16 protein-coding genes are annotated in these 15,726 nt (G+C 50.4%); 2 read left to right on the top strand and 14 right to left on the bottom strand.

The genetic code is table 11. The annotated features are described in order from the left end of the window. Positions 1-53: 53 nt before the first annotated feature. The 7 genes from ACN06F_RS07795 to leuC all read right to left on the bottom strand — a co-directional run bounded on the left by ACN06F_RS07795 (position 54) and on the right by leuC (position 7,875). A complete protein-coding gene (locus ACN06F_RS07795) occupies positions 54-689 on the bottom strand; it encodes a phosphoribosylanthranilate isomerase (RefSeq protein WP_038483711.1) in 636 nt (211 codons plus the stop codon). Beyond that, positions 686-1,645 carry a tRNA pseudouridine(38-40) synthase TruA gene (gene truA, locus ACN06F_RS07790; RefSeq protein WP_038483709.1) on the bottom strand — a complete coding sequence of 320 codons (960 nt, stop codon included), beginning with the start codon at positions 1,643-1,645 and terminating at the stop codon, positions 686-688. The genes ACN06F_RS07795 and truA overlap by 4 nt, the downstream gene beginning before the upstream one ends. A 24-nt stretch (positions 1,646-1,669) precedes the next feature. Continuing rightward, positions 1,670-3,241, bottom strand: coding sequence for a type IV pilus assembly protein FimV (locus tag ACN06F_RS07785; protein WP_433924982.1), 1,572 nt, complete (start codon positions 3,239-3,241; stop codon positions 1,670-1,672). Between the two features lie 168 nt (positions 3,242-3,409). After that, positions 3,410-4,522, bottom strand: coding sequence for an aspartate-semialdehyde dehydrogenase (gene asd, locus ACN06F_RS07780; protein ID WP_089038162.1), 1,113 nt, complete (start codon positions 4,520-4,522; stop codon positions 3,410-3,412). 128 nt (positions 4,523-4,650) lie between these two features. Continuing rightward, a complete protein-coding gene (gene leuB, locus ACN06F_RS07775) occupies positions 4,651-5,730 on the bottom strand; it encodes a 3-isopropylmalate dehydrogenase (RefSeq protein ID WP_038483705.1) in 1,080 nt (359 codons plus the stop codon). Positions 5,731-5,772: 42 nt separating this feature from the next. After that, positions 5,773-6,420, bottom strand: a complete 648-nt coding sequence (gene leuD / locus ACN06F_RS07770; RefSeq protein ID WP_038483703.1) for a 3-isopropylmalate dehydratase small subunit — start codon at positions 6,418-6,420, stop codon at positions 5,773-5,775. 3 nt (positions 6,421-6,423) lie between these two features. Next, positions 6,424-7,875, bottom strand: coding sequence for a 3-isopropylmalate dehydratase large subunit (gene leuC, locus ACN06F_RS07765; RefSeq protein WP_038483701.1), 1,452 nt, complete (start codon positions 7,873-7,875; stop codon positions 6,424-6,426). A gap of 197 nt (positions 7,876-8,072) precedes the next feature. Here leuC and ACN06F_RS07760 point away from each other — a divergent pair, with 197 nt between their 5' ends. Continuing rightward, the gene (locus tag ACN06F_RS07760) at positions 8,073-8,975 is read left to right on the top strand and encodes a LysR family transcriptional regulator (protein ID WP_433924981.1); all 903 of its coding nucleotides are present in this window, start codon (positions 8,073-8,075) and stop codon (positions 8,973-8,975) included. 71 nt (positions 8,976-9,046) lie between these two features. Here ACN06F_RS07760 and bla read toward each other — a convergent pair whose 3' ends face one another. From bla to ACN06F_RS07730, 6 genes are all read right to left on the bottom strand, one after another. Continuing rightward, positions 9,047-9,940 carry a class A beta-lactamase gene (gene bla, locus ACN06F_RS07755; RefSeq protein WP_433925112.1) on the bottom strand — a complete coding sequence of 298 codons (894 nt, stop codon included), beginning with the start codon at positions 9,938-9,940 and terminating at the stop codon, positions 9,047-9,049. A 65-nt stretch (positions 9,941-10,005) separates the two neighbouring features. Further along, complete coding sequence (locus ACN06F_RS07750; RefSeq protein WP_038483695.1) at positions 10,006-10,545, bottom strand: GrpB family protein; 540 nt, start codon at positions 10,543-10,545, stop codon at positions 10,006-10,008. A gap of 398 nt (positions 10,546-10,943) precedes the next feature. Next, the gene (locus ACN06F_RS07745) at positions 10,944-11,408 is read right to left on the bottom strand and encodes a GNAT family N-acetyltransferase (RefSeq protein ID WP_433924980.1); all 465 of its coding nucleotides are present in this window, start codon (positions 11,406-11,408) and stop codon (positions 10,944-10,946) included. A 169-nt stretch (positions 11,409-11,577) separates the two neighbouring features. Beyond that, a complete protein-coding gene (locus ACN06F_RS07740) occupies positions 11,578-12,000 on the bottom strand; it encodes a hypothetical protein (protein ID WP_433924979.1) in 423 nt (140 codons plus the stop codon). 106 nt (positions 12,001-12,106) lie between these two features. Then, entirely contained in the window at positions 12,107-12,607 is a 501-nt protein-coding gene (locus tag ACN06F_RS07735; RefSeq protein WP_433924978.1) for an AAA family ATPase, read from the bottom strand. Between the two features lie 21 nt (positions 12,608-12,628). Further along, the gene (locus ACN06F_RS07730; RefSeq protein WP_433924977.1) at positions 12,629-13,747 is read right to left on the bottom strand and encodes an FAD-dependent monooxygenase; all 1,119 of its coding nucleotides are present in this window, start codon (positions 13,745-13,747) and stop codon (positions 12,629-12,631) included. Between the two features lie 104 nt (positions 13,748-13,851). On the opposite strand from ACN06F_RS07730, the gene ACN06F_RS07725 reads away from it, so the two are divergent. Then, the gene (locus tag ACN06F_RS07725; protein ID WP_433924976.1) at positions 13,852-14,760 is read left to right on the top strand and encodes a LysR family transcriptional regulator; all 909 of its coding nucleotides are present in this window, start codon (positions 13,852-13,854) and stop codon (positions 14,758-14,760) included. A 241-nt stretch (positions 14,761-15,001) separates the two neighbouring features. On the opposite strand, the gene ACN06F_RS07720 is transcribed toward ACN06F_RS07725, so the two are convergent. Then, positions 15,002-15,625, bottom strand: a complete 624-nt coding sequence (locus ACN06F_RS07720; protein ID WP_433924975.1) for a peptidase E — start codon at positions 15,623-15,625, stop codon at positions 15,002-15,004. Between the last annotated feature and the right edge of the window lie 101 nt (positions 15,626-15,726).

The raw sequence follows: 15,726 nt of genomic DNA, 5'->3' as shown, positions 1-15,726 counted from the left end.
AATGAACTAACAATGAGGCGTAGTCACCCTGTCGGGTACGCTACGCAATGAGCTTAATGGGCGCAGGCTAACGCCACATTTTGAACAAAAGATGCCATTAACTCGGCATCTTTTATGCCATGAGATATTTCTATACCACCAGAGACATCAATAGCATAAGGCATTACTTGGTTAACCGCAGAAGCCACATTATCAGCCGTTAACCCACCAGCCAGGATAACAGGTTTTTCTAAGGTTGCGGGGATTCTAGACCAATCAAACGTCTCTCCCGTTCCCCCTGGGATACCAGGTCGATAGGCATCTAATAGCAGCGCCTGCGCAAGCGAGTAGTCAGCCGCCGCCTGATGCAGGTCGATATCATCACGCATGCGCAGTGCTTTAATCCAAGGCCGTCCAAACTGCTGACAGAACGAGGCAGGCTCTTCACCATGAAACTGAATTAAATCCAAGTAAGGTAAGCACTGCTCAATGAATTCAGCGGGCTGATTAACAAACAACCCCACACGCGTCACAAAGGCAGGTACTTCCACTGCCAACTCTTCCAGCACAGCAGGCGTTATGCTGCGGGCGCTCTTAGGCCACATCACGAAGCCAAGCGCATCCACACCAAGCGATGCTGCCAGCGCGACGTCCTCATGGCGAGTTAAGCCACAGAATTTAATCCGTGTACGACCAGAACGCGCGTTCATAATGGGGTCTCCTGCTGCTCTGAAGGCGCTGACTCTTGGTTTAAAGGCGTCTGACTCTTAAACGTCAACTTGCGCCGTGCCGCAATGCGCGGATTATCAGGTAACTGACGTTCCCCGGTCCACTCACCGGTAAATGCGAGCAGGTTGGGGCCTAACGGCTCTTTGGGCAGATCAAATCGTTCGTCATAAAGTGAGTCTACGAAATGAAGGCCACAGGCTGGTGCAGTGACATCGCCTTTTCGGCGATTCTTCAGTGCCAGCAGGCGCGCAATGTGCCCTTCATCTTGTGAGCCGCGCCCTACGCTGACCAGCGCCCCCGCAATATTGCGAATCATGTGGTGCAAAAAAGCATTGCCCTGAATATCAATGACCACTATTGGCCCATAGCGTTTCACTTCTACAAAGTGCATTTGCCGCCAAGGCGTTTTGGACTGGCAGCCCGCCGCTCGAAAGCTGCTGAAGTCATGTTCGCCTACTAAAGCCTGTGCCGCCCGATGCATAGCATCGGCATCTAGCGGATCTCGACACCAAGTTACGTTGTGGCGTTCTAACACCGGACGGCTAATTTGATTCAACAAAATATAACGATAGCGACGCCCAAGTGCGCCCAGGCGGGAATGGAAGTCATCGGACACAGGTTTTACCCAGCGCACAGCGACGTCTCTAGGAAGGTTGGTGTTGCTGCCAAAAATCCAGGCTTTTTCAGAACGCTGAACAGGCGGGTCAAAATGGATGATCTGACGGGTGGCATGCACGCCAGAATCGGTTCGACCACTGGCATGAATACGCACTGGGGCGCTGGCCACTTTTTCCAGCGCATCTTCCACCGCTTGCTGAACTGAAGCTGCGTGCTTCAAACGCTGAAAGCCGCAAAAGCGCGTACCATCATATTCAATGCCCATCGCTAGGCGCCCCGTTAAGGGCTTTGTTTCGTCAAAATGGTAAAACAGCGTCATGAAGCCACGTCACATAGAAGATAGTTAGGATGTGCCATTATCCCGACGTCGTGGCTCAAATGCCACCTCTTCGATTTCCCAGCGTTCCTCGACGCTCTTCCGCCCATATTGGCTGCTCCCCATGACTGAAGGCGAAGACGTCTCCTGCCGTTCGGCCTCAACTATCGGTACTGGCTTACTGTTAGCCGGTACTGTATCGGCTGTTGATGAATCCCGCGCTGGTGGTTCTGTAGTAGATGAAGACGTAGTAGGTGAAGACGTAGTAGGTGAAGACGTAGTAGGTGAAGACGTAGTAGGTGAAGACGTAGTAGGTGAAAACGTAGCAGTTGGCATCGTATCAGCGTTATAAACTGATGAAGTGGGCGGAACATCTTCCCACTGCCGTTCGCGACGTCTGCGAGACCATACTAGCGCTCCCAACAAAAGCGCTAACGCAGTACTAGCAAGCGGCCATTGATAGGCGGTAATGCGCTCAACAATCGTGTCTGACGCACTCTGCGAACGGTTCAGGTTAGGCATCTCGTTAGGTGTATGGCTGTTTGCCATCAGCGCGGCACTCCCCGCCAGCGCATCTGATATTTTTTGAGCTTGCTGAAGCTCGCGCTGAGACGCACTCAATGCTTGTGTTAGCGACACCACCTCTTGACGCAGCATGACTAGCTCATCACGCATTTCTTCGCGCTCGTCAAGCGCCGCTAGCAGCCTATCCTGGCCCTCCAACAGCTGTTCAGCGAGCACTTGCTCGATGGCGACAGCACCAGATGCTCCCTGGGATGGATTAGCGCCTTGATCGTCACTTTCCAGGGTTGGCTCGCCCGCCTGCTCCGGGCTCGAATCACCAAGATCTTCAGGCATTTCTTGAGGCTCAACCTGACGGCCTAAAGGCTGACGCATCGCTTGAATCGCCGGGGCAGCATTGCTGGACGTTCGTGACGCAACCTGTTGACGGGTAGGGATATTGAGCGTCTGGCCCGCACGGAGTTCATCCACATTGCCAGTGGGAAACGCAGCGGGATTAGCTGCTAAGAGCGCCGTCATCATTTGTTGAATGGTTACATCGGCTGGCTTCACCCTTGCGGCAACGCTCCAAAGAGTATCGCCACTGGCTACGTAGACAATATCGCGTGCGGCCGATGCCATAGAAGCGGCTGCGCTGCTGGTCGCTTCGGCCGAGTCAATGGCGTCAACAGGGCTGCCTAACGCGTATTCAGGTGGATCAAACAACAGCGTTAAAGCGCGCGTCTGCCGCCCTTCTGGCGAAGAAATCGTTAACAGTAGATCCAACCATGGCTCATGAACTGCCTGGGAAGAGCGCAGCAAAAGTCGATGCCCAGCTGGCTGCTCTTGAACCTGAACACTGATACTTGCCGTAAGGGGTGTCCACTCCAACCCCAGCGCTCTAAACGCCGATTCGTTTGCCAGGTCGACACGTAAATCACTCAGCGCGAAATGCTCGCTTTCCTGAAGCGGCACAGTGGCCTCAAGCGGCGCATCTAACGGCGAACTTACCGTTGCCTGGCCCAACCCAAGCGCCACTGCCAGCGGGCTAATAGCGCTCAGCGATAGCCCCAACATCCCTGTTAACTGTTTTCTCATAAAGGCCTCTGCTGCCTTTTATTTGGTTGCGGCCAAGCCACACTTTCTTACATTTACTTAGCAAAATCACACACTGCCTCCTTTTTACCACACCCAGAGAATAAAAAAACGGGAAGCTGCGAACAGCTTCCCGTTTTAATCAACGCTTTTATTTAAGCGTGGCGAGCTCTACTGCTCGCGTAAAATCTTCAGCATACGCTTGAGCGGCTCGGCAGCACCCCATAACAACTGGTCACCAACACTGAAAGCTGACAAATATTCGCCGCCCATATTCAGCTTGCGAAGACGACCGACCGGTACTTGCAGCGTGCCAGTCGCAGCAGCGGGCGTTAGGCCAGCAACTGTAGCGTCTTTGTCGTTCGGGATCAGCTGAACCCACTCATTATGCTTAGCAATACGATCTTCGATCTCATCAAGCGGCACATCCTGCTTCAGCTTAATAGTGAACGCTTGGCTGTGAGAACGCATTGCACCGATGCGCACACAAAGGCCATCGATGGGGATCGGGTTGTTTTGCAAACCTAAGATCTTGTTAGTCTCAACGCTGCCCTTCCACTCTTCACGGCTTTGGCCGTTATCAAGCTTGGTATCGATCCATGGCAGCAAGCTACCCGCTAGCGGTGCACCGAAATTATCCGTGGGGAAGTCACCACTGCGCATCGCAGCAGTCACTTTACGGTCGATATCCAGAATCGCGCTAGAGGTATCTTTAAGCTCTTCGCCTACGCTGTCGCGCAGTTGACCCATCTGGTTCAACAGCTCGCGCATGTGCTTAGCGCCTGAACCGGAAGCTGCTTGGTACGTCATGGAAGTCATCCACTCGACCATGTCTGCTTCGAACAAGCCACCCAAGCCCATCAGCATCAGGCTCACGGTGCAGTTGCCGCCGACAAAGGTTTTAGCACCCTTCGCTAACTGGTTATCGATCACCTTACGATTGACCGGATCCAGAATAATGGTCGCTTCGTCTTCCATACGCAGGGTGCTGGCCGCATCAATCCAGTAGCCTTTCCAGCCCGCCTCACGTAAGTCTTTATAAACCGGCTTGGTATAGTCGCCACCTTGACAGGTCACCACCACGTCCAGTGCTTTTAACGCATCAATATCAAACGCATCTTTCAGTGGAGGCACGTCCACGCCGATATCGGGGCCAGGCTGACCAACTTGGGAGGTGGTGAAAAATACCGGTTCAATACCGTTAAAATCACCATCTTCCTGCATGCGCTGCATCAGCACTGAGCCAACCATGCCACGCCATCCCACGAAACCGACTTTCAACATGTGAAGTCCTCCAACTAAGAATGAGAGCGATATTATACACAAATATTAGACACAACGTCGGCCACCCTTAGGGTGGCCGACTGTTAATACCTTTCAGCGTCAATTAGTTAGCACGCTTTACACATAATTTAATTTTTTGCGAAGGCCGCCAATACGGCATCACCCATCTCATCGGTAGAGACACGGCGCGTTCCTTCAGAGGCGATGTCAGCAGTACGCAAGCCATCATCCAACACACTGCCAACAGCGGCTTCAATGCGCTCAGCCATGGCGGTTTCATTCAATGAATAGCGCAACATCATCGCGACCGACAGCATCATCGCTAACGGGTTAGCAATATTCTGCCCAGCGATATCCGGCGCGCTACCGTGGCAAGGCTCGTACATGCCCTGCCCACTCTCGTTTAGCGATGCTGAAGGCAACATGCCAATAGAGCCGGTAAGCATGGCAGCGGCATCGGAAAGAATATCGCCAAACATATTGCCCGTCACTACCACATCAAACTGTTTCGGCGCGCGCACCAGCTGCATGGCGGCGTTATCCACGTACATATGGGAAAGCTCAACATCCGGGTACTCTGGTGCCAAACGCTCCATCACTTCACGCCACAGAATAGTGACTTCCAACACGTTGGCTTTATCTACCGAGCAGAGTTTTTTGCCGCGCTTCTGAGCCATTTCAAAGGCGACGCGACCAATACGCTCAATTTCGCTTTCAGAGTAGATGTAGGTGTTAAAACCCACCCGCTCGCCGTTGCGCTCTTCAATGCCACGTGGCTGGCCGAAATAAATGCCACCGGTAAGCTCGCGGACAATCATAATATCCAGCCCAGCCACTAACTCCGGCTTCAAGCTAGAAGCGCTAGCCAACTGCGGATAAAGCATGGCCGGACGCAGGTTGCCGAACAAACCTAAGTTTTTCCGCAGACCTAACAGGCCTTTTTCAGGACGCTTGGAAAGGTCTTCGAGTGTATCCCATTTGGGGCCACCAACAGCGCCCAGCAAAATAGCACTGGCTGCCTTGGCTTTTTCAAGAGTTTCAGCAGGCAGTGGCTCACCGTGAACATCGTAAGCAGAGCCACCGACAAGGCCTTCTTCGACGTCGATATCCAAACCAGCTTCCTGGCAGGCCTTCAGCAAGCGAGCCGCCTGGGCCGCAATTTCAGGGCCAATACCATCACCCGGCAGCAGTAATACCTTATGAGTCATGCAATTTCCTTAGCATTTCAAACGTTAAAGGTGAATGAACACTTACGCAGGCTGACGGAACAACCACGGGCGCTGCTGGCGGTGTTTTTCTTCAAACGCGCGAATTGCGTCTTCGTCCTGCAGAGTAATACCAATATCGTCCAAGCCGTTCAGCAGGCAGTGCTTACGGAACGCATCCACCTCAAATTCGAGAATTTCGCCACTGGGCGTAATGACCCGCTGATTTTCTAAATCTACGTCTAATTGATAGCCTTCACTGCCTGCCACTTCCGTAAACAGGCGGTCAACAACATCTTCTTCCAAGGTAATCAGCAGGATGCCGTTTTTGAAAGCATTGTTGTAGAAAATATCGGCAAAGCTTGGCGCAATCACTGCTTTGAAACCAAAATCTTCCAGCGCCCACGGGGCGTGCTCACGGGAACTACCACAGCCAAAGTTGCGGCGCGCCAGCAATACTTCAGCACCTTGGTAACGCGGTTGGTTCAACACAAAATCTGGGTTCAGCGGACGCTGCGAACAGTCTTGTCCTGGCTGGCCTTCATCCAGGTAGCGCAGTTCATCAAACAAGTTCACGCCAAAGCCTGTGCGCTTAATCGACTTCAAAAACTGCTTCGGAATAATCAGGTCGGTATCGACATTAGCACGGTCAAGCGGCGCTACGATTCCTTCTAAACGTTCAAACTTTTTCATGGCTTAGGCCTCCTGCGCGTGGCTAGTGTCGTTAGCGGGTAAGGTACGTACATCAACAAAGTGACCAGCAATCGCTGCCGCCGCGGCCATCGCAGGGCTCACCAGATGTGTGCGACCACCGTAACCCTGGCGACCTTCAAAATTGCGGTTAGACGTTGATGCACAGTGTTCACCAGCGCCCAACTTGTCGGCATTCATTGCCAAGCACATTGAACAACCCGGCTCACGCCACTCAAAGCCAGCTTCAATAAAGATTTTATCTAAGCCTTCTGCTTCTGCCTGGCGTTTCACCAAACCAGAACCCGGCACCACCATGGCAAGCTTAATAGAGCCAGCAACTTTATTACCTTTCGCTACCTTGGCCGCTTCGCGTAAATCTTCAATACGCGAGTTAGTACAGGAGCCGATAAATACTTTATCGAGCTTGATATCGGTAATTTTCTGGTTTGCCTGCAAGCCCATATATTCGAGGGCGCGCGCGTGACTGCGCTGCACGGTGTCATCCAACGCGGCTTGGGGGTCTGGCACTTGGCCGGAAATACCGGTGACCATTTCCGGGCTAGTCCCCCAACTGACCTGGGGCTCGATCTCTTCAGCTTGCAGAGTAACCACTTTATCGAACTGCGCGTCGGCATCGGAAACCAGAGTGCGCCAGTCGGCTACGGCGGCTTCCCACTGCTGTGCGGTGGGCGCAAAGGGACGCTCGGCCAGATAATCAATCGTCGTGTCATCGACGGCAATCAGGCCTACACGGGCACCCGCTTCAATGGCCATGTTGCATACGGTCATGCGGCCTTCCATAGAGAGCGACTCAATCGCACTACCGGCAAACTCAATGGCATAGCCCGTACCACCAGCGGTGCCAATCTTGCCAATAATCGCCAACACCACGTCTTTAGCGGTCACGCCCAGGCCAAGCTCACCTTCTACGCGCACCTGCATGTTCTTCATTTTTTGCGCCAGCAAGCACTGGGTCGCCATAACGTGTTCAACTTCTGAGGTGCCAATACCATGGGCCAAGGCACCAAACGCACCGTGGGTAGCGGTGTGGGAGTCGCCGCACACCACGGTCATACCGGGCAACGTTGCGCCCTGCTCTGGGCCTACCACGTGAACGATACCCTGGCGCGGGTCGTTGATTTTGAACTCTTCGATGCCGTACTCAAGGCAGTTATCGTCCAAGGTTTGTACTTGGATTAACGACACCGGGTCTTTAATACCGCTATTGCCTTCAGCGCGCTCTTTTACCGTCGTAGGCACGTTGTGGTCAGGCGTTGCCAAGTTAGCATCCAAACGCCAGGGCTTGCGATTAGCCAAGCGCAGTCCTTCAAACGCCTGGGGCGAGGTGACTTCGTGAAGCAACTGGCGGTCGATATAGATCAACGCCGTGCCGTCGTCACGCTGTTTCACCAAATGTTGATTCCAGAGTTTGTCGTAAAGCGTTTGACCTGACATGTTGCTCTCCTGGGCATTGCCCTGCTAGTTCGGTATGGCAGCCTCTGCGTGCTGCTTATGTGGCTATATAGGCAGTGTCACGCGAGTCGCGCATAAAAGCAATTCATGTTATTCATAGATTAGATTCCAAACTGGAATACTTATTCAGTAGCACCTATTAATTACCTAGTTAGAAATACCTGTTCAGGGAGTCGCAAGTGGATACTCAAAGCCTGCAAGCATTTTTGGCCGTTGCCGAAACCCAGAGCTTTTCCCGCGCGGCGGAACAGTTGTATTTAACGCAGCCTGCAGTAAGCAAACGCATCGCTACTCTGGAAGACCAACTTGGCACTCGGTTATTTGACCGCATCGGGCGGCGCATTGCGCTGACCGAAGCGGGCAATGTATTACTTCCCAAAGCACAGCACATACTGTTTACCGTGGAAGACAGCCGCCGAGCACTCGCCAATCTTTCCGGCCAAGTAGGCGGTAAGCTAATGCTAGCCACCAGTCACCACATCGGCCTACACCGACTGCCACCGCTTTTAAAGCAATACACTCATCGCCACCCGGAAGTGGCGTTAGACCTGCACTTTCTGGACTCAGAGCTAGCCTACCAAGGCGTGGTCGACGGCACGCTGGAGATGGCAATAGTCACTCTCGCCCCCCACCCCGTTGAACAGCTTCACGTGGTAGAGCTATGGCGCGACCGGCTGTGTTTTGTCTGCGCCACCGACCACCCACTGGCGCAGCGTACCCGCCACACCAGCAGCCCGCTCAGCTTGACTGAATTATGTGAATTCAATTGCGTGCTGCCAGGTGCAAAAACCTTTACTCGCACCTTGATTGGCCAACGTTTTGCCGAAGTGGGCCTACAGCTTCCCGTCAGCATGGCAACAAACTATTTAGAAACGCTGAAAATGATGTGTAGCGTGGGCCTGGGCTGGAGCCTGCTACCTGAAAACATGATCGATAGCGAACTCATAGAGCTCAATGTAGACACCGCCCCCATCCAGCGCCCGTTGGGATATCTCGTCCACACCAGTCGTACGCTTTCTAATGCCGCTAAAAAAATGATTGAAGAGCTGGAAAGCGCCCGCCACGCCACTCTCAACATTTAGCCGCACGCACCAGTGTTGCGGGAAAGCGATACGCGAGCCTACCAGGCACCTGTGAGGCGATGCCTGGACAACTACAAAGCGCCACTCGTATCAATGGCATCTCTGATCACACTTCCCAGTTCAGCTATCGCGGTATTTCGTTCTTCAAAGGATGCGTCAGTTTCGGTGATATAAAACGCCACAATGGTAGGCTCGCGCTCAGGCGGCCATATAACAGCGGTAATCGATCTTGAACCAAAACCACCGGCTCCCGTCCGATCTCCAATCACCCACTCATCAGGCATTTGTGACCTAAACAAGCCATCAGCCACTTCATTATTAACCAACCATTCACGCAGTTGGTTTTTCGACTGGGGCGATAACGCGTTTCCCACTACCAGCTTCTCAAGGTTACTTACCATTGCATTGGGCGTGGAGGTATCACGCTCATCATGTGGAGCAGCCTCGTTTAACTCTGTCTCCCAACGGTCCAAGCGCGTGACACTATCCCCCAGCTCTCTAACAAACTCCGTCACGGCCTGTGGTCCACCAATCGCCTGTAAAATTAGGTTAGCCGCCGTATTATCGCTAGTTGTCATCGTCGCTTCACAGAGCTCAAAAAGCGATATCTCCCGATTATCCGCATACGCTTCAGTAACGGGTGAATAAGTGACAATGTCAGAAGCAGATACCTTCACTCGTCTTTCGAGTTGCTCATTTCCTTCATCTACACGCTGCAGCAGCGCTGCACATGCTAAGGTTTTAAAGGTGCTGGACATGGCGAACAGCTGGTCTGCGTTGTATTCCCAACGCTGCCCAGTTTCCAAGTCATAGGCTGCAAAACCAACGCGTGCATCCAACTGTCTCTCTATACGATCAACCTCTGTAAGCAAATTATCATCCTGAGCCATCAACACAGAAGGAACCGCTATTAAGCAAATCGATATAACCCAGCGCGAAACTCGTTGTTTGCAATCCACTTTCATCATCCTTTTAAAATCATAAAATCTATAACGAGAGGTAAATTGATCACTTCGCCTATCTATATGGCCTATAGAGAGCTCTCTAAGGCCTCCAGGATAAAACCCGCTTTGGCAGCCGTATATGCTTCTCTATCTGACTTAAATTCTGCCGCCCATAACCGCTTATTCTTCTCATACCGTTGGGCTAGCTCAGCATTGGTAAGTAGTATGTTTCGAAATGCCAAGCGCTGATCCCACTCACGGCTACCGTAGACCATGAGGTGTAAGTGATGCGTCCTACGCCCCTCGGCCCACCGCATAAGCCAACGCCGACCAACTAGCGAAGCGTTGAACGCCATTGATGTTGCATAGCCTGCGCGGCACAACGGTTCCATTAATTTGTCGGCACGTGACATCGAATCCACGCCAGCCAAGATATCGATAACTGGTTTGGCAGAAAGCCCCGGTACGGCTGTACTCCCAACGTGTTCGATCGCCAAAAAATCATCTGGAAACAAATCAAAGAGACGCTCTCGCTCCTCCTCGAACATTCGTTGCCAGTTAGCATCAGATGGGAAGATTACCACTTCCTCATTAATCGCCCTGTTAAGGGACTCTGCTTCATCCATCGTCGCTATCCCTTGCTCTATCAACCTGATCAAAAATCACCATGGCCATGCACTCCCGTCCGGTCACTGTGGCGCCGAACCAGCCCCACCAAGGCTCCTGCGTTGGCACTTAGTGCCTTAATACGGTAGGGCAAGTGTTTTTGTTCAGGCTATCCAAAGCCGAGCTGTGAAATTTGCAGCAGCTCGACCTCATAGAGCTTTCTCTTGGCTGGCACAGCCACGTTGTTAAAAACACGGGTGTTGGTAATAGGACAAACATTTGACAAACACCAAGCCAAATAACCAGGTTCCCAGCCATTTGAACAAGCAGCCTTCACTTATGAAGGCTGCCATTAATGTATCTCTTCAACATCCACAATTGCTACAGCCCTATTTTCAGAAGAATCCCTTTTCACAGCTTACATAGTGATCCGGTAGTATCGGCCATACTCTTCATCCTTGGTCGCGCTATGCACTACCTGCCAGCCTAGCTTTTCGGCTACTCTCATACTGGCCGCATTATCCTCTGCGATGAAAACCTGGACAGTCTCCCAATCAACCTCGGTGGCTAGCTTTTCCACGACCAGCTCACAGGCCTTGGCGGCGATACCCTTCCCCCAAAACTCAGCTCTAATGAAATAACCGAAATCCATGACACCGTTCATCTCTTTGATGCCGCAAAATCCGATGAATTCATCACTATTTACATCTGCGATAACAAAGCGAGATGGGTTGGCAAGCGCACGCTTGAACCATAAATCAGACTCGTCCTCTGTAAGAGCACGACGAGGCCCCAGAAACCTCATCACTGTAGGATCTCCCAGCATAGATATAACTGCCAGCCTATCTTTTACGTGAAGGTCTCTAAGTTTTACTAAATCCATAATCAAAAAATTCGAATTAAAATCGATAATAAAACAACATACACAACATAAAGTTCAATTTTATCAAATGCTTGCGAATGCAGATAATAAAACCGCAACACAGCTATACCCTACTCCTACCACTGCAGGCAGTGTAGACATTGCAAACCCTGGCGCTCTCCATAACACATTACGCCTGTAACCTATCCAAAACATGACGCGACCAGCAACAAAAGATGGGCAGCAAGCTCAATAATTGATAAGGAATTAAAACAGATAGCGCCAGTATATTAATAGCGAATATCATAAGCTGTTCATGAGTATTAGATAGAACTCTTAGATCAACCTTCATCCCCTCTGTATTTGCTTCACACTTAGTGGGATCCGCTGACGGGTTTCCGTAACGTTGAGAGCCGATTCTAACAATCATCAAAAAAAACAGTGCAACAGGAAAAACAAGGCACATTATTGCGAGCTTTAGTCGCTCTACTACGACAACCTCCTCAGCAACTTGAGGCAAAAAACTATAGAAAGAGACAAACACCACTATTGTTCCAACAAATCCTAGCAGCATCCCCATTTTAACTGTTCTATTATCGCTTTCTTGAGTCATACTCTAGTTCCTTTTAGGCCATAATGAGACTTTAAGCATATGACTTCAAAGCACTAGCAACGCGGCTAAAACGGTACCAAAAGCATCTAAATCGGCAATATGGAGTTTATGTCAACGCCCGCTCGACAACCTCGACATTGAATCCCTCAGACTCTTCAGGTGACTCAAAGAAACCCGTTACCATCCTGAAAACTTCCTCGGTATCGAAGCTCGCCCGCTCAGGCTGCTCCCTTTGGCGCTGTTTCAGCTGTTTTAGACAAACCTCGTCTTCTGCCATCACATAGTACAGTTCGTGAGATATCCCTCGTTGCGAGTAGATATCCTTGAACCATGCCCTTTGCTTCCTGGTATTGCCGGGGAAATCTAGAACCACAGTGGTGCCTGCCAAGAGTATTTGCTCAACGTGTTTCCTAAGCAATGGCTTAAGGCGTGACGAGTAACTGATGTAGTCGTTGAAATCGTTGATTTCGCCTGGGAAAAGAGTAGCTAACCAGTCGTCCTCTGAAAGAAGCACGGCGCCGCGCTCACGCGCAATGCTGACAGACAGCGTGCTTTTTCCAGCGCCCATCTTTCCACAGAAGAATATCAACGTTCCGTAAGAACTCATTATCTGCTCCTTTAATTACGCCTACTGCGTTTCTAATCCCTGCATCCATAACAGGCTTAATTGCTCAGCAGAAATGCCTAAAGTCGCTGACTGAGACTCAAATTGTGTTCCAAAAACTCTCTCGGCTACCTGTCTTCCAACGGCTTGAGCTGAGGACGTCTTAACTATTCGCTGTTGATAAAAACTTGTCAGAACACTTTCCAACTCACCTTGCTCTCCCAAAAGCCTGACAAAATGCCACGCATCTTCCAGCGCCTGACATGCTCCCTGCCCAGATGTTGGTAAAGACGCATGGGCCGCATCTCCAATAATGACAACATTGTCTTGATGCCAATAAGGCAGGGGATCAAGATCATGAACAAAAATGCGATTGAGCGATGCTGCATCATAGAATTTCAGCACGTTGCGTACCGGGTCAGGCCAGCACCGAAAACGCTGATGCAGCTCATCATACCAAGTAGATAAGGGCCGTTGTTTATCAATATCGGCATTCCATGCGCCAGCCCAGAAACATAGCCCATTATTCACAGGGACAATTCCAAACCGCTCACCCAAGCCACGAAAATCATGGATGGCGTTATCTAAAACCCCCTCATTCAACTGACTGATACCAATGATGTTAATGAACCCTTGGTAACGGGGGCTCACCTTTTCGGCATATAACGTGTGACGCACCACCGAATTCATTCTCCCATCGGCTCCTACTACCACGTCAAACTCTTGCTTTAATCGGTCAATATCCTGCGCCGTCATTGGGCAACCAAGGTGTATTTTTACACCCAAATCATCCAACCTCTTGGCCAGTATGCCCATAAGATCACGGCGCAATATTGTTATACTGGGGAAACCACTCAGCAGGTTCACTTCCTCAATATCAAGCTCACCCTGCCAAACGCCAAATTGATCAAACTGACGCATTAAACGGGGAGCACCACCCAGGCGTTTTAGCTCTTTTTCCACCCCCATCTGTTGCAGTACAAAAATTGCATTTGGCCATAAAGTCACGCCAGCACCAATGGACGAGACCTTACTGTCACGCTCATACACGCTCACTTGATAGCCTTGTTGTGTGGCGAGTATTGCCAGCGCTATTCCAGCAACCCCTGCACCAACAATGGCAATACGATTAGTGTTTTTCATCGACCCTACCTCAATAGTTAAATTCGGTAGAGATTGTCACAAATCCACTCACAGGGATAAACACGCTATTATTGCGTTATTAATCCCATTTTCTGAGAGAATCTATGATTGAGAAAATCGAACTTCAATGGCTACTTAGCTTTCAGGCGGTATATGAACAACTAAGCTTTAAGCGTGCAGCGGAGCAACGTCAATTGCCAACATCCAATGTCAGTCGCCATGTCGCGTTATTGGAACAACAACTTAGTTTGCGACTATTGGAACGCACCACCCGTAAGATGATTCCAACCGCCGCAGGCAAGCAACTTTATCAGGCCATCACGCCGCTCACACTGGCGATGAATGACGCACTTGAAGAAGCCTCACTACACGGTGACGCCCTATCCGGCCACCTTAAGATCATCATGCCTGACCTCCCCTTTCTGGCCGAAATCACCGCAAACTTTTGCCTCCAGCATCCTCAAATACAACTAAGTTGTGACACCCAATTAAACCCTTCGGAAGGTTTGTTAGAAGGATTCGACCTGGTGTTACGCTTCGGTAGAGGGCCATTGGAGGATTCTGGCTGGGTCGCTAAAGAAATCCAACGCTGGCCGAGTTGCGTAGTTGCCGCACCGCAACTTCTTGAGCATCACCGATTGCCGGGCTCACTGGATGAACTGAGCAAAGCGCCCTGCATTACCAGCCTGTCTGTCCTACAAGGCATGCCCTGGCGATTCAAGAATAACCAGACCATTCAGGTGCAATCCAGCTATAAGGTCAACAGTGGCTACATGGCTAAAGCTGCCGCGCTGAAGGGGCTTGGCTTTGCTATTTTACCCACTCATGCATGCCAAGCAGATATAGAAAATGGATCGCTTATCAAGATTGATCTTAACTGCCAGCCAGAGGATCTCGTGTTATATGCGTTTTACTCGGGAAAAAAATACCCGCTGGAAAAAGTGAGAGTATTTTTGGAACACCTGAGATTAGCAATTATGGATCTTGATTCAGATGGAAATAAAGTCTCGTGATGACCTCACCCATATCAGCTTCCACCTGCTACTCAACGTCAGCCTGAAGACATATGTATGGTAGTGACGCTATAGCCACACCCAAAAGCCAGCGACTGGGCTGCCATCATAAACGGCGCGTGGAACAAGCGTCCGGCGGCGAACTGATGGCTTTGCCAGCACTGATACTACTCCGCAACCTCTTTTAGCAGCGCGGGGAATGAGTAACTCGTAACCACAGTCCGCGAACTGCTGTGTCTGGTTAAGTTTCAGCCGTCCAGACTTCAAACTCATCACCATTGACGATAATGGCTTGCGTATTACTAATTGGGCAAAGGTCTATTTTTTCATCATAGCTAGTGATTATGCCTTCAACGACTTGCTCGAAAGGAGCGTTGGTATGGTGTGGCACTGGATAAAAGCCAACCATGCCTAATGATGAAAAAGAGCCTACATTAGGTGCCGCCGTGAAATCGTCCATATCTTTCACATACTCGATGTTACGCGACATAACAATAGAGCCGGCAGACTCTCCGATATACATTTTCCCTGAACTTATTTGTTCCTTTATTATTTTATCTGCACCAGTTATCTTCAGTTCTTGAAGTAAAAAGAAAGTATTTCCACCAGTGACATAGATATAGTCATTTTTTTGAAGCTTGCTGTTTATTTCTTCACTTGGAGCAGTTGAAATCTCAAGCTCATCAACAATTAGTCCACACTTCTCGAGTGCTTTTCTACCTGCGGCCACATAAAAATTGACCTCTTCGACTAGGCTTGCAGTAGGAATGAATGTAACCGTTTTTCCTACACATTTTGCGCTGGTAAATTTCACAAATAGGTCTGCAACATCTACGAAAGATGAAGCTAAAAACATTTTTTTCATTCGACTTCCTTACTGTCTAAATGCTGTCATTATAGTGGCTCAACAGGCTGTAGAAAATCCATTTTCGAGCCATATCTGCCACCTTCCATGTTGGTTAGTTT

The organism is Vreelandella sp. 21 (assembly GCF_050995515.1).
Classification (GTDB): Bacteria; Pseudomonadota; Gammaproteobacteria; order Pseudomonadales; family Halomonadaceae; genus Vreelandella; species Vreelandella alkaliphila.
Note: the sequence above shows the minus strand (reverse complement) of the source record. Positions and strands in the feature narration are given on the sequence as shown.